Source organism: Microbacterium sp. NPDC087592 (assembly GCF_044743585.1).
Classification (GTDB): Bacteria; Actinomycetota; Actinomycetes; order Actinomycetales; family Microbacteriaceae; genus Microbacterium.
Map to the genome: position 1 here is coordinate 2,332,472 of NZ_JBIUWT010000001.1, position 25,469 is coordinate 2,357,940.

The 25,469-nt window shown below is 70.9% G+C and carries 24 protein-coding genes; 11 read left to right on the forward strand and 13 right to left on the reverse strand.

Annotated features, from left to right (window positions below; genetic code table 11):
* The first annotated feature begins 72 nt into the window (after positions 1-72).
* Positions 73-1,287, forward strand: coding sequence for a cation:proton antiporter (locus ACIOTO_RS11175; protein ID WP_400857857.1), 1,215 nt, complete (start codon positions 73-75; stop codon positions 1,285-1,287).
* Positions 1,284-1,754 (forward strand): glutaminase, encoded by a 471-nt coding sequence (locus tag ACIOTO_RS11180; RefSeq protein WP_400857859.1) that lies wholly within the window; start codon positions 1,284-1,286, stop codon positions 1,752-1,754. The genes ACIOTO_RS11175 and ACIOTO_RS11180 overlap by 4 nt, the downstream gene beginning before the upstream one ends.
* Before the next feature lie 15 nt (positions 1,755-1,769).
* Here the strand turns inward: ACIOTO_RS11180 and ACIOTO_RS11185 are convergent, their stop codons facing one another.
* Genes ACIOTO_RS11185 through ACIOTO_RS11200 form a run of 4 tightly spaced genes read right to left on the reverse strand, consistent with a single transcriptional unit; the run spans position 1,770 to position 5,194 of the window.
* On the reverse strand, positions 1,770-2,486 hold the full coding sequence (locus ACIOTO_RS11185) for a GMP synthase (protein WP_400857861.1): 717 nt from the start codon (positions 2,484-2,486) through the stop codon (positions 1,770-1,772).
* A 35-nt stretch (positions 2,487-2,521) separates the two neighbouring features.
* Entirely contained in the window at positions 2,522-3,262 is a 741-nt protein-coding gene (locus ACIOTO_RS11190) for a substrate-binding domain-containing protein (RefSeq protein WP_036303143.1), read from the reverse strand.
* A 10-nt stretch (positions 3,263-3,272) separates the two neighbouring features.
* On the reverse strand, positions 3,273-3,581 hold the full coding sequence (locus tag ACIOTO_RS11195; protein WP_105710504.1) for a hypothetical protein: 309 nt from the start codon (positions 3,579-3,581) through the stop codon (positions 3,273-3,275).
* Positions 3,581-5,194, reverse strand: a complete 1,614-nt coding sequence (locus ACIOTO_RS11200; RefSeq protein WP_400857862.1) for a PspC domain-containing protein — start codon at positions 5,192-5,194, stop codon at positions 3,581-3,583. The genes ACIOTO_RS11195 and ACIOTO_RS11200 overlap by 1 nt, the downstream gene beginning before the upstream one ends.
* 153 nt (positions 5,195-5,347) lie before the next feature.
* Between ACIOTO_RS11200 and ACIOTO_RS11205 the strand changes: the two genes are divergently transcribed.
* Both ACIOTO_RS11205 and ACIOTO_RS11210 read left to right on the forward strand, forming a co-directional pair.
* Positions 5,348-6,514, forward strand: coding sequence for a PspC domain-containing protein (locus ACIOTO_RS11205; protein ID WP_400857863.1), 1,167 nt, complete (start codon positions 5,348-5,350; stop codon positions 6,512-6,514).
* A complete protein-coding gene (locus ACIOTO_RS11210) occupies positions 6,507-7,166 on the forward strand; it encodes a response regulator transcription factor (protein ID WP_215070350.1) in 660 nt (219 codons plus the stop codon). The genes ACIOTO_RS11205 and ACIOTO_RS11210 overlap by 8 nt, the downstream gene beginning before the upstream one ends.
* Before the next feature lie 37 nt (positions 7,167-7,203).
* On the opposite strand, the gene ACIOTO_RS11215 is transcribed toward ACIOTO_RS11210, so the two are convergent.
* Together ACIOTO_RS11215 and ACIOTO_RS11220 are read right to left on the reverse strand one after the other, a co-directional pair.
* Positions 7,204-7,611: a DapH/DapD/GlmU-related protein gene (locus ACIOTO_RS11215; protein ID WP_029261372.1), complete on the reverse strand. Its 408-nt coding sequence runs from the start codon at positions 7,609-7,611 to the stop codon at positions 7,204-7,206.
* A gap of 103 nt (positions 7,612-7,714) precedes the next feature.
* Positions 7,715-8,455, reverse strand: coding sequence for an alpha/beta fold hydrolase (locus ACIOTO_RS11220; RefSeq protein ID WP_400857864.1), 741 nt, complete (start codon positions 8,453-8,455; stop codon positions 7,715-7,717).
* Positions 8,456-8,528: 73 nt separating this feature from the next.
* Here ACIOTO_RS11220 and ACIOTO_RS11225 point away from each other — a divergent pair, with 73 nt between their 5' ends.
* On the forward strand, positions 8,529-9,224 hold the full coding sequence (locus tag ACIOTO_RS11225; protein WP_400857865.1) for a helix-turn-helix transcriptional regulator: 696 nt from the start codon (positions 8,529-8,531) through the stop codon (positions 9,222-9,224).
* Between the two features lie 27 nt (positions 9,225-9,251).
* Here ACIOTO_RS11225 and ACIOTO_RS11230 read toward each other — a convergent pair whose 3' ends face one another.
* The 7 genes from ACIOTO_RS11230 to ACIOTO_RS11260 form a co-directional block, all read right to left on the reverse strand.
* Entirely contained in the window at positions 9,252-10,025 is a 774-nt protein-coding gene (locus tag ACIOTO_RS11230) for a DNA-formamidopyrimidine glycosylase family protein (RefSeq protein ID WP_400857866.1), read from the reverse strand.
* Entirely contained in the window at positions 10,025-10,873 is an 849-nt protein-coding gene (locus tag ACIOTO_RS11235) for an EI24 domain-containing protein (protein WP_400857867.1), read from the reverse strand. Before ACIOTO_RS11235 ends, ACIOTO_RS11230 begins: the two co-directional genes overlap by 1 nt.
* Positions 10,874-10,892: 19 nt before the next feature.
* Complete coding sequence (locus ACIOTO_RS11240; protein WP_029261377.1) at positions 10,893-11,159, reverse strand: Txe/YoeB family addiction module toxin; 267 nt, start codon at positions 11,157-11,159, stop codon at positions 10,893-10,895.
* On the reverse strand, positions 11,156-11,404 hold the full coding sequence (locus ACIOTO_RS11245) for a type II toxin-antitoxin system Phd/YefM family antitoxin (RefSeq protein WP_400857868.1): 249 nt from the start codon (positions 11,402-11,404) through the stop codon (positions 11,156-11,158). Before ACIOTO_RS11245 ends, ACIOTO_RS11240 begins: the two co-directional genes overlap by 4 nt.
* Positions 11,405-11,447: 43 nt before the next feature.
* Positions 11,448-16,052, reverse strand: coding sequence for an ATP-dependent helicase (locus tag ACIOTO_RS11250; RefSeq protein WP_400857869.1), 4,605 nt, complete (start codon positions 16,050-16,052; stop codon positions 11,448-11,450).
* A 127-nt stretch (positions 16,053-16,179) separates the two neighbouring features.
* Positions 16,180-17,871, reverse strand: a complete 1,692-nt coding sequence (locus ACIOTO_RS11255; protein WP_400857870.1) for an ABC-F family ATP-binding cassette domain-containing protein — start codon at positions 17,869-17,871, stop codon at positions 16,180-16,182.
* Positions 17,872-18,118: 247 nt separating this feature from the next.
* Positions 18,119-18,775, reverse strand: coding sequence for an alpha/beta hydrolase (locus ACIOTO_RS11260; protein WP_400857871.1), 657 nt, complete (start codon positions 18,773-18,775; stop codon positions 18,119-18,121).
* Between the two features lie 72 nt (positions 18,776-18,847).
* On the opposite strand from ACIOTO_RS11260, the gene ACIOTO_RS11265 reads away from it, so the two are divergent.
* The 6 genes from ACIOTO_RS11265 to ACIOTO_RS11290 all read left to right on the forward strand — a co-directional run bounded on the left by ACIOTO_RS11265 (position 18,848) and on the right by ACIOTO_RS11290 (position 25,464).
* Positions 18,848-19,453: an NUDIX hydrolase family protein gene (locus ACIOTO_RS11265; RefSeq protein ID WP_105710493.1), complete on the forward strand. Its 606-nt coding sequence runs from the start codon at positions 18,848-18,850 to the stop codon at positions 19,451-19,453.
* 123 nt (positions 19,454-19,576) lie between these two features.
* Positions 19,577-21,061 carry an APC family permease gene (locus tag ACIOTO_RS11270; protein ID WP_029261383.1) on the forward strand — a complete coding sequence of 495 codons (1,485 nt, stop codon included), beginning with the start codon at positions 19,577-19,579 and terminating at the stop codon, positions 21,059-21,061.
* Positions 21,062-21,091: 30 nt separating this feature from the next.
* Complete coding sequence (locus ACIOTO_RS11275; RefSeq protein ID WP_262001382.1) at positions 21,092-21,862, forward strand: gamma-glutamyl-gamma-aminobutyrate hydrolase family protein; 771 nt, start codon at positions 21,092-21,094, stop codon at positions 21,860-21,862.
* Positions 21,863-21,885: 23 nt separating this feature from the next.
* Entirely contained in the window at positions 21,886-22,650 is a 765-nt protein-coding gene (locus ACIOTO_RS11280; protein WP_400857872.1) for an SDR family NAD(P)-dependent oxidoreductase, read from the forward strand.
* Complete coding sequence (locus tag ACIOTO_RS11285) at positions 22,647-24,020, forward strand: glutamine synthetase family protein (protein ID WP_400857874.1); 1,374 nt, start codon at positions 22,647-22,649, stop codon at positions 24,018-24,020. The genes ACIOTO_RS11280 and ACIOTO_RS11285 overlap by 4 nt, the downstream gene beginning before the upstream one ends.
* Position 24,021: 1 nt before the next feature.
* A complete protein-coding gene (locus ACIOTO_RS11290; protein ID WP_400857875.1) occupies positions 24,022-25,464 on the forward strand; it encodes an aldehyde dehydrogenase family protein in 1,443 nt (480 codons plus the stop codon).
* The last annotated feature ends 5 nt before the right edge of the window (positions 25,465-25,469 follow it).

Here is a 25,469-nt window from a genome sequence, read left to right on the forward strand (position 1 = left end):
GGGTGTGCATCGATTCTGCCGTGGATGCTGAGCGGGGGCGAATCGCGGGAGGCGACTCGCTACTCTGAGACCGTGGAAGCGAGTGACCTCGGCCTGGTGCTGATCCCCCTGTTGGCTGTCGCCGCGCCGCTGCTCGCCCGCGGCGTGCGTCCCGTGGTGCGGGTGCCCATCGTCGTGTTCGAGCTCGTGCTCGGCATCCTCGTCGGGCCTGCCGTGCTCGGCTGGGTCGAGCCCGGCCCCCTGCTGGAGAAGCTCAGCGACTTCGGCCTGGCGCTGCTGTTCTTCGTCGCCGGCACCGAGATCGACTTCAAGATGGTGGCCGGGAAGCCGCTCGCGCGGGCATCGGCCGGCTGGCTCCTCAGCGTGCTGCTGGGCATCGGCCTCGGCTTCTTCTTCGCTCCGGGCGAGGGGATGATCGTCGTCGGGATCGCGCTCAGCTCCACGGCGCTGGGCACGCTGATGCCGATCCTGCGCGATGCCCGCGAGCTGGACACGCCTTTCGGGCGAGCGATCAGCACGATCGGGGCCGTCGGGGAGTTCCTGCCCCTGATCGCGATCTCGATCTTCCTGAGCACTCGGACCACGCCGATCGCCACGGCCGTGCTGCTGACCTTCGTGGTGCTGGCCGGACTCGCGGTGCTGCTGGCGCATCGCGTGCCCCACGGCCGACTCCATCGCATCGTCCTCGCCACACTGCACACGTCCGACCAGTTCGGGGTGCGGTTCGTGATCCTCCTCATCGCGGCGCTCGTGGGGCTGAGCGTGATGCTCGACCTCGACATGCTGCTCGGTGCGTTCGTGGCCGGTGCGGTCTGGCGCATCATCATGACGCGCGCGCCGAAGGAGTCCGCTGAGCAGATCGAGAGCAAGATCGAGGCCATCGCCTTCGGCTTCCTGGTGCCGATCTTCTTCCTCTACACCGGTGTCACGTTCGACCTGCAAGCGCTGCTCACCTCACCCACCGCGCTGGCGCTGGTGCCGATCTTCCTGATCGCCCTGCTCGTGATCCGCGGTGCGGCGGCGCAGCTCTCGGCTCCCGCGGGGATGAGCGTCCGCGACCGGGCAGCCCTCGGGCTGCTGGCCGCCACCGGTCTGCCGATCATCGTCGCGGTCACCGCGATCGGTGTGGATCAGGACATGCTCGACACCGGCACGGCCGCCGCACTCGTCGGGGCCGGCATGCTCTCGGTGCTGCTGTATCCGCTGATCGGGATGACGCTGCGCGGCGATCGCGCGGAGGTCGTCGGACCGGCACGCGCGGGCGAGGCTGTGCAGGGGGAACTGTGACCACCGCATTGGCGCTGCTGACCGCGGCTGTGGCCGATCTCGCCGGCGCCCCGAAAGAGGGGCTGGGCGAGCAGCGCGATTCGCGGTGGCGCGGGCGCCGCATCGTGCGCGTCGGCGAAGCCTGGCATCTCGGGGCGCTGCTGCTGACCGACACGCATGCGCTGGCGACCGCCGAGGTGCTGCGGGCCGCCGATCCCGGCCGCCGCGGCTACACGGCCGAGTCGGCTCGCGAGCGGGCCGAGCGTCGGGCCGAGGCGCTGCGTGGCGGGTTCGACGAGGGCGAGGTCGTGCACGTGGGGTGGAGCGTGATCGACGTCGACGCCGTGGACGCCGGTCGCTCGTCCGGTCCGCTGGCCCTGGTCGACGGCGTCCCGTCCGTACGCTGGAGCGCCGCCGGTGGCTTCATGCCGCTGGAGGCATACCTGCGGGAGCGGGTGGCTCTGCTGCGCGACGGGGCAGCCGGCTGACTCAGGCGCGCTGACTCAGGCGAAGGTCTCGGCGAATCGCCGGAGGAGCGCCGCGCCCTCGGTGACGGATGCCGCGAGCACCTGCTGCTGCACCGCGTCGAACTCGTCGGGGTCGAAGTAGCCGGTGGTGCGGTAGAACGTCATGCGGTCGGCGAAGTCGCGGGGAGTGGGCTCGGGGTGGAACTGCGCCGCGTACAGATGCGTGCCCACGCGGTAGGCCTGCACCGGGCACACCTCGTTCGTCGCGAGCAGCACGGCGCCGGGCGGGGTGTGCGCCGCGCTCTCCTTGTGTGCCGTGAAGACCGTGAGAGCGGGCCCGCTGGGGCCGAACACCGGGTCGGCTGCACCCTCGGGCGTGACGTCGATGACCGTGGCGCTCGCGGGCTCCGGGGTGTCGGTGACGACATCTCCGCCGAGCATGCGGGTCACGACGCCGATGCTGAAGCACGTGAAGAACACGGCGACCTCGGACGCGACGGCCGCATCGGCCAGGGTGCGCAGGTCGGCCTCGACGCGCAGTTGCTCCGGGGACTTCACGGTGTCGGAGACGTTGTACGGCGAACCGCCGACGACGATGCCCCGATAGCCCCGCGCGCGCTCGAGGTCGAGCGGCGTGTGCAGCAGGTCGAGCCGGTCGACCACGTCGGCGCCGAGCGCCCGCCGGAACGAGGCGTGCTCAGCATCCGCCGCCCCGAGCTCGGGACGCACGCAGACGTAGAGGAGCGAGGCCACCAGGAGATTCTAACGAGCGCGACGACCGTCGCCGGTCACCGGGAGGAGTTGGCGGTGCGCCCGCGGACGATGCCGACGAACGTCTCGACGTCGGGCGTGGTGCGCTCGCGCGGCCAGACGAGGGCGACGGTCGAGGTCGGTCCTTCAGCCAGGATGCGGTGGTCGGCATCCTTGCGGTGATGCATGCGGGCGAGTGACATCGGGACGACCACGATGCCGACTCCCGATGCCGCGGTCGCGATCGCCTCGTGGGTCGGCAGGGCGGCGAAGCCCGCCGGCGTGGTGCCGGGGAGGTCGAGCGGTCCGAGCACGTCGTCGGTCAGGCCGATCACGACCTCGCCCTCCAGGTCGGCGGACGTGAGCTCCTCGACCGCCATCAGGTGCGAGTCGGCGGCGGCCACGACCACCGGGACCTCGTCGTACAGGGGGATGATGTGCAGCGACTCGTCCGTGAGCGGCAGTCGCACCAGCGCCGCATCCAGCTGGTCGAGGGCGGCGCGCTGCGTGGCCGCCTCGATCGGGACGAGCTCGAGCGGCACGCGCGGCATCCGCTGCTTCCACGCATCGATCCACTTGCCCGGAGTCGCACCGGGCACCGCGCCCAATCGGAAGGTGCGCGGTGCCTCGGGCTCGGACTGCGGGGCGTCGAAGACGACCTTGGCCGTCTTCTTCTTGGGCTTCTGCGGGGGGAACCGCTCGGCGGGGGCGGCCTTGTTGCGCCGTACGGGGGTGCCGCGGCCTGCGCCCTTCGCGGGCCGTCTTCCCTGATTCGCCATGCGGACAAGGCTACTCGGCGAAGGGCGCGGCCACTTCCTGCTGCGGGTGGGATGCGGCCGCCAGCTTGCGCTGTGCACGGCGGATGAGCCCGGCGGCCCCGCCGACGAGCAGCAGCACACCGGCGGTGAGCAGGACGATCGCGGTGATCGTCGTGGGCGTCATGGTCATCAGCGCGTCCGCGATCGTCTCCCGACGGGAAGGGTCGGCGAGCTGGCCGAGGGCGAGGGCCGCGATGGTCGCGAACAGCAGTCCCCAGATGATGGCCGCCCAGCGGGTGCGCGGCGCGGTGGTCGGTTCGGTGGTCGTGGGAGTGCTCATCACTGGTCTTCCTTCTTCGGCTCGACGACGGTGATGGAGATCTCGCCGCTGTTCTGATCGATGGTGACGGGCTGGATGGTGGTCGTCGACATGTTCTCCGCAGAGATGTTCTCGGAGACGACCGACTCCCCGTCGCGCCGCGTGCCCGCCCAGGTGCCGGAATCGATGACGTTGTAGTACTCCGCGTCGACGCGGGTCCACGTGATGTCCGCCGTGTCGACGGTCGCACGCAGCTGCAGCTGGACACCCGGATCGACGTAGATGTTGGTCGCGCCGGAGCCCTTCTCGATCACGATCGGCCGGGGCGCGTCGTCATGCTGATTCAGAGTCACGTTGAGCTCGCCGAACGGCTGCCGGATGTGCTCCGCACGGTAGTTCGTGACCGACGCCCAGCCGAGGCTGAAGCCCTGCAGGGTGGAGAACCCCCCGACGACGAGCCCGCTCACCAGCGTGAGCACGGTGATGAAGGCCAGGAAGCCGCTGCGTCGACGGAAAGCCCCGGCGACGATCATCCCGAGCGCCAGGATGAGGGCGGCGGCGAGCAGTCCGAGCGCGGTGCCGACTACGTCGCCACCCGCGACGAGGCCGACTGCCGCCCCCGTGATGATCGCGAGACCGAGGATGGTCGCGGCGAATGCGAAGCCCGCGCGCGGGTTCGATGCGCGGCGGATGCGCCGACGCTCGGCCGCCTCGGAGGCGAAGACGGCGGCCTCGGCCTGGCGCTCGCGGCGCAGCTGATCGCGGGCGGCGCGCTCGATGTCCTGCTGCTGGCGTCGCCACGCCTGGTCCTGTTCCTTCCAGGCGGCGTGCTGGCCGCGCCAGGCCTCGAGGGCGGCGGGGTCCTGCGAGCCGGGAGGCAGGGGGGCGGGAGGCGCGGGCGGGATCGCCGCGGTCGCTGCCGGGTCGAGCGGCGGGGCATCGGCGAGGGCGGCCGAGGCAGGCGTGTCCGCAACCACGGTGTCCGCATCCGCCGGAGCGTACGCGCCGTACGGGAGTGTGGCGTCCGTCGCCTCGGCGGTACCCGAACCACCGAGGGCGACGGACGCGGCCGGGGCCGCCGGATCTGCGGAAGCCATCGGCAGATCCGGCGCGGAAGCACCCGGGGTGCGGCTCGCAGCACGCACGATGAGGATGAGCAGGACGGCGACGAGGACGAGGCCGATGATCCAGCTCATGAGAGACAGGGCCGACCAGCCGTCGTAGCCGAGTCCGAAGAGGCGGCCGGCGAGGGGAGCGGTCGGGAACAGCCCGATGACGGCCATCGCGAGGATGCCCCACTGCACCGGCTGGTAGTCGCGGCGGAGCAGATCGCGGACGTGGACGCGGCCGTCGACGTCCGGCAGCAGCGCCCAGGCCGCGGCGTACAGGAAGATGACCGGCAGCCCGAAGAGGGCCGCGACCACGAGGACGCCGCGGACGATCAGCGGGTCGATGCGCAGTCGGGCGGCGATGCCCGCCGAGACACCGCCCAGCCAGCCCTCGGACCGGGCGACGCCGAGACCGGCGACCCAGAGGAGGAATCGCTCGGCTCCGCGAGGGATGCCGGTGCCCGGTGTACCGGTGGCCGGAGCGGCGTGGTCGGCGGGGGGCGGTGGCGCAGTCGGAATCGTCATGCTTCGATCCTGGCGGCAGCCGCGTACTGCCTGCCATGGGGGGAACCCCTGAGCGACCCCTGATTCTGGGCAGGGGAGGACCCGGAGCGGGCACGCGGATGATTGGATTGCCACATGTCCTCTTCGGCGCACGCTCCTGCGCGACCTCCGCGCGTGGCTGCACCGCCGCGCCCGCCGCTGACCCGCGACCGCGACTGCCTGGTGGCCGGCGTGAGCGCCGGTCTCGCCCGTCACCTCGGCGTGCGCGTGGGGCTGGTGCGGGCGCTGTTCATCGCGCTGACACTGTGCGGTGGCGCCGGCATCCTGCTCTATGCCTGGTGCTGGGTCTTCATGCCGTGGGCCGAGGGCGAGAGCGCACCGACGAGGCGGATGCCGGTGGCCTGGCTGCTGATCGCTCCTGCCGCCGTGGGGATGCTCGTCGTCCTGGTCTGGCGCGGGGGCAGCGACTGGCTGAGCGGGTCGATCCCCCCGGATCTCGCCGCGGTCGTGGTGGGCGGCGCGGCGGCGTTCGCGACCGGCGCCGGGCTGTGGGCCACCCTCATCGACCGGACGGACACGGCCCGCGGGCCACGGCACACGATGACGGTGCGGGTCGTCGCGATCCTGCTGCTGGCGCTGCTGTTCACGGTGCTGCTCTCCTGGCCCATCGCTCGGTCGGGGGTGGCGCTCGTGCTCCTCCCGCTCGCCGGGCTCGCCGCCGTGGTCTCGTCGGCCCTGATCCCGCGGTGGCGCGAACTCTCCGGTGAGCGGGTCCGCCGTATCCGCGAGGAGCAGCGCAGCCAGATGGCCGCGCACCTGCACGACTCCGTGCTACAGACGCTCGCGTTGATCCAGAACAGGGCCGGTGCCTCCAGCGAGGCCGCGCGTCTCGCCAGGGCGCAGGAGCGCGAGCTGCGGGCGTGGCTGTACGACGGTGACGCCCCGGCCGACAGCGACCTGCCGACGGACCTGCGTGACTACGCCGGAGCGCTCGAACTCGACTACCCGGTGCGCATCGATGTGGTCTCGGCCGGCCTCTCCGCCGAGCGTGCGAGTGGCGAGCTCGCGGCGGCGGCCAGAGAGGCGATCCTGAACGCGGCTCGTCACGCCGGTGGCGAGATCTCGGTGTACATCGAGGGCAGCGCGACGGGCGTCGACGTGTTCATCCGCGACCGCGGTGCCGGGTTCTCCCTCGACGACGTGCCCAGCGACCGCCTCGGGGTGCGGGAGTCGATCATCGGCCGGATGCGTCGCGCCGGCGGCTCTGGCGGGGTCCGCAGCGACGAGAACGGCACCGAGGTGCATCTGAGCATCACGTCCCGGGAGGAGAACCGTGGCTGACAGCATCCGCGTCGTGATCGTCGACGACCACTCGATCTTCCGCTCCGGTCTGCGGGCCGACCTCGATGCCAGTGTCGATGTGGTCGGGGAGGCTGCCGACGTGCCGTCCGCCATCGCGGTGATCGGCGCGACGCAGCCCGATGTGGTGCTGCTCGACGTGCACCTGCCGGGCGGCCCGGGCGACGACGCGACCGGGGGAGAGGCCGTGATCCGCGGCTCGGCGCCGACGACGGCCCGGTTCCTCGCGCTGAGCGTGTCGGATGCGGCGGCCGATGTCGTGCGGGTGATCCGCGCCGGCGCCCGCGGCTACATCACCAAGGGATCGTCCGGCATCGAGGTCAGCAAGGCGGTTCATGCCGTGGCCGACGGTGATGCGGTGTTCTCGCCGCGGCTCGCCGGCTTCGTGCTCGACGCGTTCGGGGCCGTCGCGGGGGAGACAGCGACCGCGACGGATGAGCTCGACCGGCTCTCGGCGCGCGAGCAGGAGGTCATGCGTCTGATCGCCCGCGGCTACGCCTACAAGGAGGTCGCGTCGGAGCTGTTCATCTCGATCAAGACGGTCGAGACGCACGTGTCGTCCGTGCTGCGCAAGCTGCAGCTCTCGTCGCGGCATGAACTCACCGCGTGGGCGTCGGAGCGGCGACTGCTGTAGTCGCTCCACCCGACCCGCTCAGGTCGAGCGCGGGGCGTCAGGCCGCGAGCCAGAGGCCCTTCTGATCCGTCGCGATGGTGAGTCCGGCGGCGACCGTCTCGTCGTCGCCGATCCTGGCGCCGCGGACGATGCGCGCTCCGGCGCCGACGTCGGTGCGGACACCCACGTACGCGTGGTCGCCGATCGCGGCTCCCTGACCGATGTGCGCGTGCGCATCGACGAAAGCTCCCTCGCCGACCACGGCGTCTTCGTCGATCCAGGCGCCGCGGGCGATGGTGGCCCCGGCGCCGACGCGCGCGCCCGGTTCGATATAGGCACCCGCCTCGATGTGCGCCTTCGGATGCACCTTCGCGCCATGCGCGACGAGACCTCGACCGTTCGCGTGCTTGCGGTACCGCAGCGTCGCTCCCTGGTCGTTCTCGATGTCGACGTAGTTCTTACCCACGATTCCTCCCGTGCTCCGGAGTTCTCCGGATATATCAACAACCACGGCACGGGCGGATTCATTCCCGCGGATGGATGTAGGGAGCGCGGTAGGTTTCGGTTCGCTAGTCGACGCGCGTCGCCGCGGAACCGATCGTCTTCGCGAGATCCGCAGGGCGGCTCCACATCGGCCAGTGTCCGGTCGGGAGATCGATGACCTCGAGGTCATCGAGGGCATCGACCTCGGCGAACATGGGGTGCCCGGCGCGGGCGAGTTCCAGAAGCTGTGCGCTGGGGATGGAGCAGCAGACGAGGGTGGTGGGGACTCGGCGGCGCGCCTCGTTCGTGAGTTTCACGGGCTGCCGGAGCACCGGCCCGGGCTCGGGGACGGCTCGGGCACGGAAGCGCTCGAGCATCTCGGGGCTCAGACCCTCGAGGCTGGCCTGCTCTCCGAGGACCTCGAAGGGCGGCAGAGGCAGCTCCGCCACCGTGTCGGGGAGCTCCGGGGCGAAGACGCTTCCCGGTGCGACGGGTCCGGAGTCGACCCAGATGATCCGACGGACGCGCTCGGGATGCCGGTCGAGGACGATGCTGAGCGGAGCGTTGGCCCCGCTGTGACCCACGAGCACCACGGGGTTCTCCACCGAGGCGTCGGCGCGGGCCATGGCCTCTTCGATCGCCGCGGCCTGATCGTCGAGGGTCCGGGACGATCGTTCGGGATCGTGCGCGTCGAGGCCGGGGAGTGTCATCGCGACGGCGTTCTGACCGTCGGCCGTCAGCCCTTCCTGCACCTCGTCCCAGGCCCAGGCGCCGAGCCAGTGGCCCGCGATCAGGATGATGGTCGGATTCCGTGTTTCTGTCGTCATGTCTCGATGCTCGCAGCAGCTCCGGACAGGTGTATGGCACTATTTCTGTCATGAATTCAACGAGGTGCCGGCGGTGAAGCGGACTGAGCGGCTCCATGCCCTGACGGAGATGCTGCGCCGCAACGGCACGCGGGGATGCAGCGCGGATCGGCTCGCCGCCGAGTTCGAGGTGTCCGTCCGCACCGTGAAGCGCGACCTCGCCGCGCTGGCGAGCAGCGGCGCCGCGGTGTGGTCGCGCCCGGGACCCGGTGGTGGCTACGGGTTGGCATCGAGCGCCTCCCTGCCGCCCATCACGCTCTCGCCGGCGCAGGCCGTGGCGCTCCTGGCGGCTGTCTCGGCGGCATCCGACGCCCCCTACGCCGACCTGGCATCGGCGGGTGTCGAGAAGATCATGGACGTGCTCGATCCCCGCACGCGGGAGAGGGCCGCCGAGCTGGGGAGTCGAGTGTGGGTCGATGGATCGCCCCCGTCCTCCCGCGCCGTCCGGTCGGTCCTCGAGGAGGCGATGGCCGAACAGCGGACGGTCAGGATCCAGTACACCTCCCTCGCCGGTGCCACGACCGCGCGTGAGATCGAGCCCGTGATGTTCGCCTCCACGAACGGCCGGTGGTACCTGGTCGGATGGTGTCTGCTGCGCGACGCGATGCGCTGGTTCGTCGTGTCGCGAATCGAGCAGGCTCGCATGACGAACACCGCCTGCAGCGGTCATACCGTGCAGGAGGTCGGGGCCCCGCCGGTGAACGCTCGGCCGGTGCACGTCGGCGGTTGAACGACTCGCGCCGTTCCTGCCTGATACTCAGTGCTGGCAGACCGGACACCAGAACGTGACGCGCTCGCGCGTCGGATCCGCGCCCTGCTCGCCGCGTCGGATGAGGGTTCCGCAGCGGCGGCACGGGCGCCCGGCGCGGCCGTAGACCCAGGTGCCCAGGCCCGGACGGTCGATGCCCGTGAAGGTGCGGTTGCGGCGGTCGCGGTTGACCCGGATGGTGCGCACACCGAGGTCGAGGAGGGCGGCCACATCCACCTCGGGTGTCGGCCGTGTCGGCAGGATTCCGCGCAGGAACAGAAGCTCCGCGGCGTACTCGTTGCCGAACCCTGCGACGTTGCGCTGATCGAGGAGGGCGACGTGGATGCTGCGGGTGTCGGCTCCGAGTCGTCGGAGGGCTTCAGCCGCATCCCAGTCGTCCGCGAGCGGATCGGGACCCAGATAGCCGACGAGCTGGTCCTCGTCACGAGTGGGCACGACCTCGATCTCGGCGATGTCGACCCCGACCGCCTCCCGCTCGGAGGTGCCGACGATCGCACGCACCTTGAAGGCCGGATGCCGCCACTTCTCGCCCTGGCGGTAGACGAACCACGCGCCGTCCATGCGCAGATGCGAATGCAGCGTGCTGTCGCCGATGCGCATGAGTAGATGCTTGCCGCGGGGGACGACGCCGTGCACGGGCTGCCCGGTCAGGTCGAGCGTCGCGAAACGGGGGACGCGGAGGTCGAAACGCGTGACCTCGCCGCCCGCCAGTGCCTCGTTCAGGCGCCGCGCGGTGCGGAAGACGGTGTCGCCCTCGGGCATCAGGAAGCTCCCGGCCTGGTCCCGAGATGCGGGGGCGGCGGAAGCGGTGACGATACGGCGTTCGGTGCGGGCGGCGGAGGTGTCATCGTCGTTCCGGAGGCCGACGCCGCCCTGGTGCTCGTGCGGGCGAGCATGTCGCGGGCGAGCATCGTGCTGCCGGCGACGGCGACCGGCATGATCGCGACCGCGCCCCCGGGGATCAGGAAGCAGAGTTGTGTGGCGACGCCGAAGCCGAGCACCCGTGCGCGGCTGCCCGAGAACAGCGCGGCGCGATCGAGGGGGCTCAGGTCGCGCGCATCGAAGGCGCGGCCGGTGAGCTCGCGCGCCAGCAGTCGGCCGGTCAGGACGACGCCGGCGACAGCGCCCAGGAAGCCGCCGACGCCCGGGATGAGGCCGATGAGAAGCACGGAGACGGCGATGAGGATGCCGAGGAGGACCAGTCGCAGTCCCTCGCCGAGCGTGGTCCAGAAGCTGCCGCCGTCGGCGGGCGGGGGCGAGCCGAGGTCGACCTCGACCGCGTGCCAGATGCGCTGATAGAAGGGGTCGCCGATGGTCAGGGTCAGCGCGCTGAAGACGACGCTCGCGAGAGCCAGGGCGGCGGCGACGACGACGAGGCTCACGGCGGCGCGCAGCAGACCGCGCCACGGCTCGATCCATCCGTCGGCGAACGGGGTGAGCCACGTGGACAGCGACGGCATGCCGATCACCAGCGGCACGAGCAGGGCGGCGAGCACGATGACGGCAATGATCGCCGGGATCAGGCCCAGCACCATGAGGCCCGGTCGCGTGCGCCAGAACCCGAATCCGCGCAGCAGGGTGCGGATGCCGGCGGCGAACTCTCGGATCATGGCTTCCAGCGTAGGGGGGTCAGTAGTGGTAGCGGGCCTGCAGGATGATGACCTGATGGTCGTTGGCGGTGTAGACCAGTCGGTTCGTCTCATCGATGCGCCGAGACCAGGCTCCGGCCAGAGCGTGCTTCAGCGGTTCCGGCTTGCCGATCCCCTCGAAGGGGTCGTCGCGCAGGACGTCGGTCAGGAGGAGGTTGATCCGCTTCAGAGTCCGACGATCCTCGGTCTGCCAATGGAGATAGTCCTCCCACCCCTGCGACGTCCAGACCAGTACTCGCGAGGTCATGCCTCGTCGAGTGGATGTTCTGCGACGTCGCCCGCCTGTGCGGCGGCGAGAGCGACGAGCAGCCGGTTCGCATTCGCGGGGGAGCGCAGAAGGTGGCTGGTCTCGATCAGGGAGTCGTATTCGGACTTCGACATGAGGACGGCGGCGCCTCGGCGGGAGACGATCTCGATCTCGGAATGATCGAGGTTGACGCGCTCGATCAGGCCGAAGAGGTCGCGGCGCGCTTCGCTCGCGGTGATGGCCATGTGCATCCCTTCCGGTACCACTTATGGTACCACTCTGGATGGTTCAGACGACCTTGCGGAGGGTGTATCCCCGCGGGGTGGCCACGAAGCCCGCCTCCTGCAGGGCGAGTGCTAGGTCGGTGCCGTACACACCCTCGCCGTTGATCTTCTCGACGGTCAGGGTGTCGAGTTGGCGGGCGCGTGCGGTGGCCGCGAGATCGGACGCGGCGGCGCGGAGCACTTCGCCGTCATCACTGAACGACAGCACGGTGCGGCCGCCGCGTTCGAGGGAGAGCACGAGGACGCCGTCGACCAGCACGACCAGGCCGCCCGCTTTGCGGCCCGGGCGGTGCGAGACCCCGTCGAGCTTGGGCCAGCCGAGGGCCGCGCCATAGGGGTTCGCGGGATCGGTGGCCGCGAGGGTCACGGCCTTGCGCGGCGGCGGGTCGGCCAGCCCCGCGTAGGTGCGCAGGCGATCGACCGTGCCCGAGGCGGCGAACTGTGCGGCGCCGAGCTTCTCGATCACATAACCGCGACGGCAGTGGCCCGCCTCTTCGAAACCGGCGAGCACGCGATAGGCCTGGGCGAAGCCACCGGGAACGCCCTCGGCCTGCACGGCTCCGCGCGTGACCACGCCGTAGCGGTCGAGCAGGAGGCCCGCGGTGACGGTGGCGCGGCGGGCGGCATCCGTCTCGAGCGCTGGCAGCAGCGACCAGCGCCCGCCGATCGACGTCGGCCGCGGCGCAGGGGAACCCGTGAAGGACACGCCACGGTAGGTGCGAGCGCGGGGAGCCCGGCGCTTGACCTTGTGCGCCTGCGAACCGCCGGCGAGGAGTGAGCGGATGGGGCCGAACGTGTCGTTCGTGACGTAGCCCGACCACGTCAGCGACCACAGCGCCTCGAGCACGGACTGCTCGTTCTCGGCCGCCGCCATGTCTTTCAGCTGCGCCGCGAAGTACGCGCCGCCGACGTCGAGTGCGATGAGGATGCGCGACTCCAACGAGTCGGACGCGATCTCGGCGTCGCGCTCGGGCAGCGTGAACGGCGCGATGTCGACCGGGTGCAGCGACACCCAGCCGTCGCGCCCCGCGAGCGTGCCGTGGCCCGACCAGATGACCTCGCCCGCTGCCGTGAGCTCGTCGAGCATGGCGGGGGAGTAGTCGCGCACCCGCGAGGGCAGGACCAGCGATTCCCACGCACTCGCGGGGATCGGCACTCCGGCGAACTGCTCGATCACGCTCAGCACACCGTCGACGCCCTCCAGCGGTCGGCCCACGTGCTGCCAGTCGGGCAGGAAGCGGGCATACGCCTCGGGGGAGACCGGCTCCACCGACCCGCGGATGGCCGCGAGCGAGCGCATCCGCAGGCGTCGCAGCACCTCGCTGTCGCACCACTCGATCGCGTCGCCGCTGCCGGCGGCCTCGGGCAGGAAGTAGCCGCTCGTGAGTCGGCCGGCGTTCTCCAGCCGCTGCAGGGTGTGGCGGGCCACCGCGGCTCCGAGTCCGAACCGGGTGGCGACGGCATCCGTCGTGAAGGGGCCGTGCGTGCGGGCGTGCCGGGCGACGAGGTCTCCCAGCGGGTCGGCCAGCGGTTCGAGGAACGCCACCGGGATGCCCGTGGGGAGCGCGACCCCGAGCGCATCGCGCAGTCGGCCCGCGTCTTCGATCGCAGCCACCCGGCTCACGCCGCCGATCGTCACCGGAATCGCGCGCCGGGCGGTGATCAGGTCGTTGAGCAGTGCGGCGGCGGTCGCGGTGTCGACGGACTCGGCCTCCGCTTCGAGCACACTCGCGGGGTCGAGACGAGCCGCGACCTCTTCCGCATCGAGCGGTCCGAGCATCCGCAGCAGGTCAGCGACGCCCTCGAGCCCGCGGGCACGGCGGTCCGGATCGAGTCGCTGCGCCTCCCGCTCGAACTGTGCGATCACCTCGGGGTCGAGCAGCTCGCGGAGCTCGACGGTTCCGAGCAGCTCGCCGAGAAGGGCGGGGTCGACCGAGAGCGCGGCGGCGCGGCGCTCGGCGAGCGGCGAGTCGCCCTCGTACATGAAGGCGCCCACGTATCCGAACAGCAAGTCGCGCGCGAACGGTGACGGCTGGCCGGGCTCGGTCTCGACCAGGCGGATCCGGCGATCGGCGATGGAGGTCGCGAGCTTGCGCAGGGACGGCAGGTCGTAGACGTCTTGCAGCACCTCGCGCAGCGTCTCGAGGATCACCGGGAACGTCGGATGCCGCCGCGCCACCTCGAGCAGCTGCGCCGACCGCTGCCGCTGCTGCCAGAGGGGCGTGCGCTTGTTCGGGTTCATGCGGGGCATGAGCAGCGCCCTGGCCGCGCACTCGCGGAACCGCGAGGCGAACAGCGCGGAGCCGCCCACCTCCTCGGTGACCAGGTGCTCCAGCTCGTCGGGCTCGAACACGAACAGCTCGGCTCCGGGCGGCTCGGCTTCGGCATCGGGGATGCGAACGATGATGCCGTCGTCGCTCGCGACCGCCGATCCTTCGACACCGAGGCGCTCACGGACCCGGGCGTTGATCGCCAGCGCCCACGGGGCGTGCACCTTCATGCCGTACGGGGAATGCAGGATGACCCGCCAGTCGCCGACCTCATCGCGGCCGCGCTCCACGGTGAGCGTGCGGTCGGTGGGGAGGGTGCCCGTCGCCTCGCGCTGCTCGGTCAGGTGCGCCATGAGGTTCGCCCGCGCCTGTTCGTCGAGCCCGGCGTCGATCAGTCGCTGCGCCGCCTTCTCGGGGGTCGCCGCCGACACTTCGCGGGAGAACGCTCCGAGCGCCTCACCGAGCTCGAAGGGGCGACCGATGCCGTCGCCGTGCCAGAACGGCACCTTGCCGGGCTGGCCGTACGCGGGGATCACGTTGACACGGTCATGGGTGATCTCGGCGATGCGCCAGCTGGTGGTGCCGAGCGTGAACACGTCGCCCACGCGCGACTCGTAGACCATCTCCTCGTCGAGTTCACCGACGCGGGCACCGGTGCTCTCGCCCGCGACGAACACCCCGAACAGGCCGCGGTCGGGGATGGTCCCGCCGCTGGTCACGGCGATGCGCTGCGCACCCGGCCTGCCGGTAAGCGTGCCGGCGTCGCGATCCCATACGAGCCGCGGCCGCAGCTCGGCGAACTCGTCGGAGGGGAAGCGCCCGGCCAGCAGGTCGAGCGTCGCTTCGTACGCCGAGCGGGGCAGCGACTGGAACGGCGCGGAACGGCGGACCGTCTCGAACCACTCCTCGACACTGATGGCTCCGAGCGCGCTCGCCGCCACGGTCTGCTGCGCGAGGATGTCGAGCGGATTGCGCGGCACCTGGATCGCCTCGATCTTGCCCGCCAGCATCCGCTCGGTGACGATCGCGGTGTGCAGCACGTCGCCGCGATGCTTCGGGAAGAGGGCGGCACGGCTGATCTCGCCCACCTGGTGCCCGGCTCGGCCGACGCGCTGCAGCCCGGAGGCGGCCGACGGCGGGGCCTCGACCTGGATCACGAGGTCGACCGCTCCCATGTCGATGCCGAGCTCGAGACTGCTCGTCGCGACGACGCAGCGCAGCACGCCCGACTTGAGTTCTTCTTCGACCTGGGCGCGCTGCTCCTTCGACACCGAGCCGTGGTGCGCCTTGGCGAGCACGGGATCGGCGCCCGCGGTCGCTCCCGCCTGCGCCATCATCGCGGCCGGAACGGTCGCGGCCGGGAGCTCGACCCCGATCCGCTCGGAGTAGATCTCGTTCAGGCGACCGGTGAGGCGCTCGGCGAGCCGACGGGAGTTGGCGAACACGATCGTGGAGTTGTTCTGCAGGATGCGGTCGACGATCGCCTCTTCGACGTGCGGCCAGACCGACCCGGTGACCTCGCTGTACTCGGCATCCGCCGCGTCCCCCGGCACCCCGGGCGGCGGGGGCGGGTTGGTCATGTCGTCCATCGGCACGACCACCCCGAGCTCGAAGGTCTTCGATGCCGGCGGTGCGACGATCTCGACCGGTGCCGAGCCGCCGAGGAAACGCGCCACCTCGTCGATCGGGCGGACCGTGGCTGAGAGGCCGATCCGCTGCGCCGGGGTCTCGATGCCGTTGAGCCGGCGCAGCGCGTCGAGGCGTTCGAGGCTCACGGCGAGGTGCGCTCCGCGCTTGGTGGCGGCGACCGCGTGCACCTCGTCGATGATCACGGTGTGCACCCCGCGCAGAGTCTCGCCCGCGCGGCTGGTGAGCATGAGATACAGCGACTCGGGCGTCGTGATGAGGATGTCGGGCGGATCGGAGACCAGTTTGCGGCGGTCGCTCGACGTCGTGTCGCCCGAGCGCACGCCGACCGTCACCGCGGGGGCGGGCACTCCGAGCCGCCGGGCCGACTGTCCGATGCCGATGAGCGGGGACCGCAGGTTGCGCTCGACGTCGACGCCGAGGGCCTTCAGCGGGGAGATGTAGAGGATGCGGGTGCGCGGCTCACCCTTCGCGGGCGGGGCGGTCTCGCTCATGCGCTCGCGGAACACGCTGTCGATCGCCCAGAGGAACGCCGACAGCGTCTTGCCGGAACCGGTCGGAGCGACCACGAGCGCGTGCTTGCCGGCGGAGATCGCGTCCCAGGCACCCGCCTGCGCGGGAGTGGGCGCGGGGAAAGCACCCCGGAACCAATCCTGCGTGGCGGGGGTGAAGCGTTCGAGCACGTCGCTCATCCCTCCATCTTCGTCGAGGCCGGGGACATCGGGGTCGCCACACCCGCACGACGACACCACGCCGGCACGAGCGGACGGGGGGATCCGATCGTGCAGGCGTGATCGCGTCGTGCAGGTGCGCCGCGCGTCACGACCCCAGCGTGACCTCCTGCAGAACCCCTTCGCCGTCGATCTCGAGTGTCAGATCGAGGTCGAGTCGGCGCAGGAACGCGTCGTCATGGCTGACGACGAGCACCGCGCCCCGGTAGGCGCGCAGCGCCTCGACCAGCTGATCGACCGTGTCGACGTCGAGGTTGTTGGTCGGCTCGTCGAGCACCACGAGGTGCGGGGCGGGATCGGCGAGCAGCAGCTTCGCCAGCGCCACACGGAAGCGCTCGCCGCCGGAGAGGGCGGACACCGGGCGCTCCGCCGTCGCCCCGCGGATCAGGAACCGGGCGAGCCGGTTGCGCAGCTCCTTCTCCGGTACCTGGGGCGCTGCGGCCGCGATGTTCTCGAACACCGATTGCTCCTCGACGAGGCCGTCGACCCGCTGCGGCAGGTAGCCGATCAGGTCGGTGTGGGCCTCGATGTGCAGGGTCGGCCGTTCATAACTCAGGACATCCGAGTCGGAATCAGGCTGACCCGTCCGATTCGGCGCAGGGGGTGCTGTTTCTCCTGAGTTGTGAACACCGCCCGCGACCAACCGCTCCAGCAGGGTCGTCTTGCCGGCGCCGTTCCGGCCGATCAGGGCCACACGCTCGGGACCCTGGATCACCCAGGCCCGCTCCTCGTCTCCGATCGTCGCGATCCGGCGGCTCCGGGACACCTGCGGATCGGGCAGCTCGATCTTCATCGACGAGTCCGAGCGCACGCGGCGCCCGGCCTCCTCGCGAGCGTTGTGTGCGGCCTCCTCCTTGGCGCCGACCTCGGTGCGGAGCCGGCCCGCCGACACCTCGGCTGCCATCTTGCGGCCGTGCGCGATGATCTTCGGGACCCGCTTCTCGATCTCGGCCTTCTTCGCCGTGCGGGCGCGGTGCGCGAGTTTGACCTCGGCCTCGATCCGCTGGCGCTTCTCCTTGCGGAGCACCTGCGCGGCGGTGACCTCGGCCTGCTTCGCGGCATCCTGCTCCGCGTCCAGCCAAGCCCGCCACTCGGAGTACGGTCCGCCGAACACGCTCAGCGTCTGGGCGTAGAGCTCGGCGGTGTCGTCCATCAGCTCCAGCAGCGACAGGTCGTGGCTGACGACGATGAGCGTGCCCTTCCAGGCGCGCACCATCGCCGCGAGCTTCGCCCTGGCGTCACGGTCGAGGTTGTTGGTCGGCTCGTCGAGGAGTGTGATCGGCGCGCGACGCAGGCGGATGCCGGCGATCGCGACGAGCACGGCCTCGCCGCCGGAGAGTTCCCCGACCCTGCGGTCGAGGAACTCCGGCGCCAGGCCGGCTTCGGCGAGCGATGCCTCGGCCCGCGCCTCGATGTCCCAGTCGTCGCCGACCGCGTCGAAGTGGGCCGGGTCGACGTCGCCGGCGCTGATCGCCCGCACGGCGTCGAGCGCCTCGGAGACGCCGAGCAGTTCGGCGACGCGGCGGTCGACGTCGAGGGTCAGTTGCTGCGGAAGGTAGGCGACCTCACCGGATGCCGTGACGATGCCCGAGGTCGGTTCGAGCTCGCCGGCCATCAGTCGCAGCAGCGTGGACTTGCCGGCGCCGTTGCGGCCGACGAGGCCGGTGCGTCCGGAGCCGAAGGCCCCGGAGACGCCGTCGAGCGCGATCGACCCGTCGGGCCAGGTGAAGGTGAGTCGGTCGAGGACGACCGACGCGTGAAGAGTGGTGGGTTGTGACATGAGTGTCTCCTGTCGAGTGCGAGGGTGCACTGACACCGAGCCCCGGCCGGGCGTGAACGTGTCACGGATGCGGAGGGGAGGGTCTGCCGTGGAGTCGGCGATCGTCGGTTCAGCGCGCGGAAAGAGGAGCGCGGAGGCGACGGATCAGATCAAAGGACTTCCAGACACGGCGGACAGGACTCCCCGACGATACCCGGGCGTGTCGGAGTTTCGCAACCCCGGGCGTGTCGCGGAGTGGTCGCGTAGCTCAGCTCTTCGCGATCCCGTCGATCCACTTCGTGAGGAAGCGGTGCACGTCGGTCAGCTCCTCTTCGGAGATGCTGTGCGTGAGCCCGGTGTACACCCGGCCGGACAGGTCGGAGTGCCCGGGCAGCCACTGCGCCGTGTGATCGACCAGCTCGGGCGGGATGACGTCGTCGTGTGTGCCGCGCCCCCAGAAGACCGGCGGGCGCAGCTCGGCCAGTGCCTCATCGTGCGGCAGTTCGCCGGATGCCACGTAGCCGCTGAGCGCCACGACCGCGCTGAAGCGCTCGGGTGCGAGTCGGAGAGCCTGCAGCGACACCGCCGCGCCCTGCGAGAAGCCGAGCAGTGCGACCGAGGGGGCATCTTCTACCGCGGCGTCGAGCCAGCGCAGGAACGCCTCGGCGGCGACCGTGACCGCCTCGGGGCTGCGTCCGTCGAGCCCCTCGATCGCGTACCAGGACCGCCCCGGCATCGGCCACGGCGGCGCGAGGGGAGCGGCCACGGAGGCGACGGCGACGCCCTCGGGGAGGTACGGGACGAGTCCGAACAGGTCGTGCTCATCCGCCCCGTAGCCGTGCAGCAGCACCAGCAGCGGCATCCGTCCGCGGTCGGAGGTCGACCAGCGGGTCGCGGTGTCGTCGATCGTCAGGTTCTCGCTCACACCGTCATCCTGCCAGGGACGACGGACGTGCACGCGGTGTCGGTCGGGGGAGGCGGCTGGTAGAAAGGACACATGGCGGTCCGCACACCTGATCCCGATCCGGAGCCCGAAGACGATGGTCTCGGCGCGTTCCCGGACGCGAACCCGCCGGCGCCCGACGGCAACCCCGGCTGGTTGAGCGAGTTCGAACTCGAAGAGGCGCGGCGCCGACTGCCGATGCTCTACGTCGAAGCGATCCCGGTGCGCACCGACGGCTCCGGGCAGGTCATAGAGATCGGCATCCTCCTGCGGTCCACGCCGATGGGGGAGATGACCCGCACGATCGTGTCGGGTCGGGTGCGCTTCGGCGAGACCATCCGCGACGCCCTGTTCCGGCACGTCGAGAACGATCTCGGTCCGATGGCGTTCCCGATCATGCCGCCGCAGCCGCTGCCGTTCACGGTGGCCGAATACTTCCCGATGCCCGGTGTGAGCGCGTTCCACGACGACCGGCAGCACGCCGTGTCGCTGGCGTTCGTCGTGCCGGTCACCGGCACGTGCGAGCCGCGTCAGGATGCCCTCGAGGTCACCTGGTTCTCGCCGGAGGCCGCGGGGTCGGATGCGGTCGCCGCCGAGATGGAGAACGGACGAGGCACCCTCATCCGTCAGGCTCTCGCCTACCTCGGCCTGCTCCGCTAGTCGGCTCTGCACCCCGCACTCCCTCCGGTCGGCCTAGGCCTTCCCGAGGGTGACTCTTGCGTCGACGAATCTAATGGGCTAGAAAGTAGACCATTAGTCCAATCGGCAAAAGGATGCTTCGACATGGATGCTTCGACAACGACGTCGCGCAGCACGGCAGCACCCCAGGAGCGCAATCTCCGCGGGAACCTCGGGGCGGTGTCCGTCACCTTCATGGTGATCGCGGCCGCAGCCCCCCTCACGGTCGTCGGCGGACTCGTGCCCATCGGCTTCCTCGTGGGCAACGGCATCGGCTTCCCGGTCATGTTCCTCGTTGCCACCGTGATCCTGCTGCTCTTCTCGGTGGGCCTCACGGCGATGAGCCGCTTCCTGCCCAAGGCAGGATCGTTCTTCGTGTTCGCGACCCACGGGCTCGGTCGCACGCCCGGGCTCGCCACCGCCTACCTCGCGCTCGTCTGCTACACGACCGTGCAGATCGCGGTGTTCTCCTACCTGGGCGCGACGATCAGCTCGAGCATCGTCCTCCTCGGCGGCCCCGAGATCCCGTGGTGGCTGCTCACCCTCGCCTCGGTGGCGCTCGTCGGCGCGCTCGGCTATCGGCAGATCGAGCTCAGCTCCCGCGTCCTCGTGGTCGTGCTGCTCGCCGAGATCGGCATCGTCGTGCTGCTGGGGATCGTCATCCTCGTCACCGGCGGTGCGGAGGGTGTGACCTTCGGGTCGTTCCTGCTGCAGAACGTCCTCTCCGGTGCGCCCGCACTCGGCCTGATGTTCGCGATCGCGAGCTTCATCGGCTTCGAGTCGACCGTCGTCTACCGCGATGAGGTGCGCACGCCGGAGCGCACGATCCCCCGTGCGACCTACGCGTCCGCGATCGTGATCGGCGTCTTCTACGCCTTCGCCGCCTGGGCCGTCGTGGTGGGTGTCGGCGAGGGAGCGATCATCGAGGAAGCGGCCGCCGACCCGACCACGCTGATCACCCGTGTCACCGAGCAGTACCTCGGCCCGGTCGGATCGATCGCCGTCGCCGTGCTGTTCCTCGGGAGCATGTTCGCCGCGGTGCTGTCGCTGCACAACGTGCTGACCCGTTACCACCACGCCATGGCCAACGCCCGGGTGCTGCCCGACCGCGTCGGCACGGTGCACGCGCAGCACGGTTCGCCGCACGTCGCCTCGATCGTGCAGGTGGCGACCTCCGGCATCGCGATCATCGTGCTCGCCCTGATCGGCTTCGCGCCGGAGAACATCTTCTCCTGGTTCGCCGGCATCGGGACGCTCGCGATCGTGATCCTGATGGCGGTCACGTGCCTCTCGGTCGTGGTCTACTTCGCCCGTACCCGGGTGCTGCGCAGTCCCTGGCACACCGTGATCGCCCCGATTCTGGGGTTCGTCGGTCTCGCCGTTTCCGCCGTTCTCATCGCTGCCAACTTCCCGCTGCTCGTGAGCGATGTCGACGCCGACGGGAACCCCGCCTGGGGCCCGATCAGCATCACCCTGGTCGGGGTCGTGGTCATCGCCCCCGTGATCGGACTCGTGCAGGCCGCGATCATGCGCGCGAAGGCACCGGAGGCGTACGCCCAGATCGTGCGTCGATTCGACGAGAACGCCTGACCCTCGACACACCCGCCCCGCACCCGAAGGATGGACATCATCAGCACCCCCGCCCTGCCCCGACCCCTGATCGGCATCTCCGGACGACGCTTGCGTGGCGCGGCGATCGGCGCTCCGCACGGTTTCGCCGACGCTCCGCTCGAGGCCTACCTCAGCGAGTACTCGACCTCGGTACTCCACGCCGGCGGGCTGCCGGTGCACCTGCCGATGGATGCCGTGCCGGCCGAGCTCGTCGAGCGCCTCGACGGCGTCGTGATCGTGGGCGGCGACGACGTCGATCCCCGCCTCTACGGGCAGACCCCGGGACCGTTCACCCCTCTGATCGACCCGCAGCGCGACGCGTTCGAGGCCGGGCTGATCGAGGCCGCCATCAGCGGCGGCATCCCGCTGCTCGGAGTCTGCCGCGGCGCACAGCTCCTCAACGTCGTCCGCGGCGGCACGCTCCACTCGCACCTGGCGCCGGGCGAGGGGGAGTCGCACGGCTCCTACGCCTACCCGCGCGCCCATCGGGTGCACGAGGTGCGCACGGCGCCGGGCAGCGTCGCCCAGACGCTCTATGGCGAGACGACCCGTGTCAACTCTTTCCATCACCAGGCGGTCGACGTGCCCGGCCGCGGAGTCGTGGTGACCGGGTGGGCGCCGGACGGCGTCGTCGAGGCCATCGAGCTCGAGGGCCTTCCGGCGATCGGGGTGCAGTGGCATCCCGAGACCTTCGGAGCCGACCCGGTCTTCGGCTGGCTGGTCGCACAGGCCGCCGCCCGTGCGACGCTCGCCGCGTCCGCCACACAGAACATCGCCTAGGCGTCACCGAACAAGGAGAAGAAATGCGACACGCAGACAAGAACGCCCTCATCACGGGCGCAGGCTCCGGCATCGGGCGGGAGACGGCCCTCCGGCTCGCCGGTGAGGGAGCGCGCGTCCTCGTGACCGACGTGTCCGCCGATGGTGCGGCCGAGACGGTCCGCCTCATCGAGGAGGCAGGCGGCACCGCCCTCGCGTCCGTGGTGGACGTGCGCTCGCGGGAGCAGATCCGCACGGCGGTCGACCTCGCGCGTGCGGCCTGGGGGTCGCTGCACCTCCTGGTGAACAACGCCGGAGTCGTCACCGAGCACTCGTTCGAGACCCTCACCGAGGAGGCATGGGACTTCGTCTTCGACATCAACCTCAAGGGACAGTTCCTCGTCGCGCAGGAGGTCGCCCCGCTCATCGCCGAGTCCGGCGGCGGGGCGATCGTGAACCTGTCGACCGTCGAGGCCCTCGTCGTCGTGACGAGCACCGGCACCGCGCAACCGCACTACAACGCGAGCAAGGGCGGCGTGCCGATGCTCACGAAGGCGCTCGCGGTCGAGCTCGCGGCGAAGAACATCCGCGTCAACTGCGTGGCCCCCGGCCCGATCGCGACGGACTTCTTCGACTACGAGAGCGTCACGAGCCCTGAGGCTCTGGAGTTCATGAAGCAACGCCTCCTGGTGCCGCGGGTGGGCGTGCCCGCCGACATCGCCTCCGCGGTCTCCTGGCTGCTCAGCGACGAGGCGTCCTGGATCGACGGCATCCAGCTCCCCGTCGACGGAGGGTGGCTGACGCGATGATCGACGACGTGCGCCTGGCTCCGGACGAGCTGGAGGCTGCCGGCATCCGCACCGTGATCGTCGCGACGCCCGACCTGCAGGGTCGACTCGTCGGCCGCCGCATCCCGGTCGAGGGCTTCGGCCGCGTCGTGGAGAACGGTGTCGACATCTGCACCTGTGCCTGGGCGTGGGACATCGACCAGGGCCTCGAACTGATCGATGCGAACAAGTTCGCGCTGTGCGGGATGCACAACGGCGTCCCAGACGTGACGCTGATCCCCGACCTCGAGACCCTCCGCCCCGCGGCCTGGCTCGAGGGGGTGGCCATCTGCCTCGCCGACCCGGTCGACGTGCACACGCACGAGCCGATGCCGCTCTCACCCCGCGTGCTGCTGAAGCAGGAGCTCGCCCGCATCCGGGAGCTCGGGCTCACCCCGCTCGCGGGGACGGAACTGGAGTTCTACCTGTTCCGCAACGACCCCAGGGAGCTGCGCCGCTCCGGATTCCGTGACCTCGACCCGACCACCCTCACGCCGTCGGACTTCATGATCCACGAGGGCAATCTCTACGAGCCCTTCTTCCAGAAGCTGCGCGCCGACCTCCGTGCCAGCGGCATCCTCGTCGAAGCCGCGCAGAGCGAATGGGGACTCGGGCAGTGGGAGATGACCTTCGAGTACGGCGACCCGCTGGAGATGGCCGATCGGCATGCGCTCTACAAGCTGGCGGTGCGCGACACCGCCGCTCGCGCGGGCATGTCGGCGACGTTCATGGCGCGGCCGCTCAACGACCAGCCCGGATCCTCCTGCCACGTGCACGTCTCGTTCGTCGACGACGAGAGCATGGCGGTGTTCTGGGACGAGTCGGCTCCGGATCGCCTCAGCGGGCGGATGCGGTCGGCGATCGCCGGCGCGCTCGAACACGCCCCCGCGCTGATGGCCTGGTACGCGCCGACCGTCAACTCCTACCGCCGCAGCAACTCGTCCGACGTGGCGGGGAGCGGTCAGACCTGGGGCTTCGACAACCGCACCACGACTGTGCGGGTGGTGGGGCACTCGCCGCAGGCGCTGCGCTTCGAGTTCCGCCTGCCCGGCGCCGACACGAACCCGTACTTCACCCTCACCGGGGTCCTGGCGTCGGCGCGCGACGGCATGGAGAAGGAGACCGTGCTGGGTGACGCCGTGGTCGGAAGCGCCTACGACCTTCCCGCCGACGGGGCCATGCCCGCGGATCCTCGTCAGGCGAGCATCCTGTTCGGCGAGAGCCCGCTCGTGCAGGAGCTGCTCACTCCCGAGCTGATCTCGCATCAGCAGGTGCTGCTCGACCACGAGTGGACGACGTTCATGGCCCGCGTCACCGACTGGGACCTGCACCGCTACTTCGATCGGATCTGACATGACGTACCCCGCCCTGCGCACCTGGATCGCCGGCGTCGCCGAGGACAGCCCCGAGAGCGACGGCACCTGGCTGCATGACCCGAACACGGGGGAGGCCCTGGTCGCCTCCGCGTCGAGCTCACTCGACCAGGTCGGCCGTGCCGTGACCGCGGCGCAGCAGGCGCACGACGACGGGCGCTGGCGCGGCCTCGCCCCCGAGCGCCGCGCGGAGAAGCTGGACGCGCTCGCCGACTGGCTGGACGAGCGGGCCGAGGAGGTCGCGCATCTCGACGCACTCAACAGCGGCGTGCCGATCTCCGTCACGCGGCTGTTCGGCGGGGCGAACGGCGCGACCCTGCGGGATGCCGCCCGGCGCGCGGTCGCGGTCGGCGACTCGCGGGCGCTCGTCGCCGAGCACGGGCCCGTGCGTCTGCACCGTGTGCCCTGGGGGCCGACCGCGCTGATCCTGCCGTGGAACGCCCCGTCGGCCATGGCGGTGAAGAAGACGGCGTTCGCGCTCGCGGCCGGTGCGACGGTCGTGCTCAAGCCGTCCTCGTTCTCGCCGTGGAGCGCCCAGCTGCTGCTGGAGGGTGTGCACGCGGTCGGCATCCCCGACGCGGTGGTGGGTCTCGTGCAGGGCAGCGGCGGCGTCGGACGCAGCCTCGTCGCCGACGAGCGCATCGCCGCGATCTCGATGACCGGCTCGACGCCGACCGGGCGCGCGATCGCCGCGACGGCCGCTCCGCGCTTCGCGAGACTGCAGCTGGAGCTGGGCTCGAACAACGCCGCGATCGTCCGCCCCGACGCCGACCTGGAGCAGACGGCGAAGGCGCTGGCCGATGGTGTGCTGAAGCTGTCGGGCCAGTGGTGCGAGGCACCCCGCCGGGTGCTCGTCGACCGTGCGCGCCGGGACGAGCTGGCAGGTCTCCTGATCGCCGAGTTCGGCCGCCGGGCGATCGGGTCGAGCCTGGACGATGCGACCGAGGTGGGCCCGGTCGCGTTCGCCGGGCGCCGCGACGAGCTCGTCGAGCAGCGGGAGCGGCTGGCGCAGGCCGGTGCCGAGCTGCTGCGCGTCACGCAGGTGCCCGCACAGGGATGGTTCTTCGAGCCGACGGTGGCGGTGCTCGACGGTCCCGGCCTCGCGGACGAGGTCTTCGGACCCCTGCTGCTCGTGGGCGGCTATGCCGACGAGGGCGAGGCGGTGGCGCTCGCGAACACCGGACAGGTCGGACTCGCCGGCTACGTGTTCGGCGCCGACGAGCACGCCGCGGCCGCACTCGGCACACGGCTCGTCGCCGGTGAGGTCAAGGTCAACGGCACGAGCGTGCTCGACATGTCGCCGGAGTCGTCGCAGAGCTTCTTCGGCGCGAGCGGACTGGGAGGGCACGGAGACGCCGATGTGCTTGACTTCTTCGTGGGGAAGCAGATCGTGGGCTCCGACCGCCCGGGTCTGCCCCTCTGATCGGA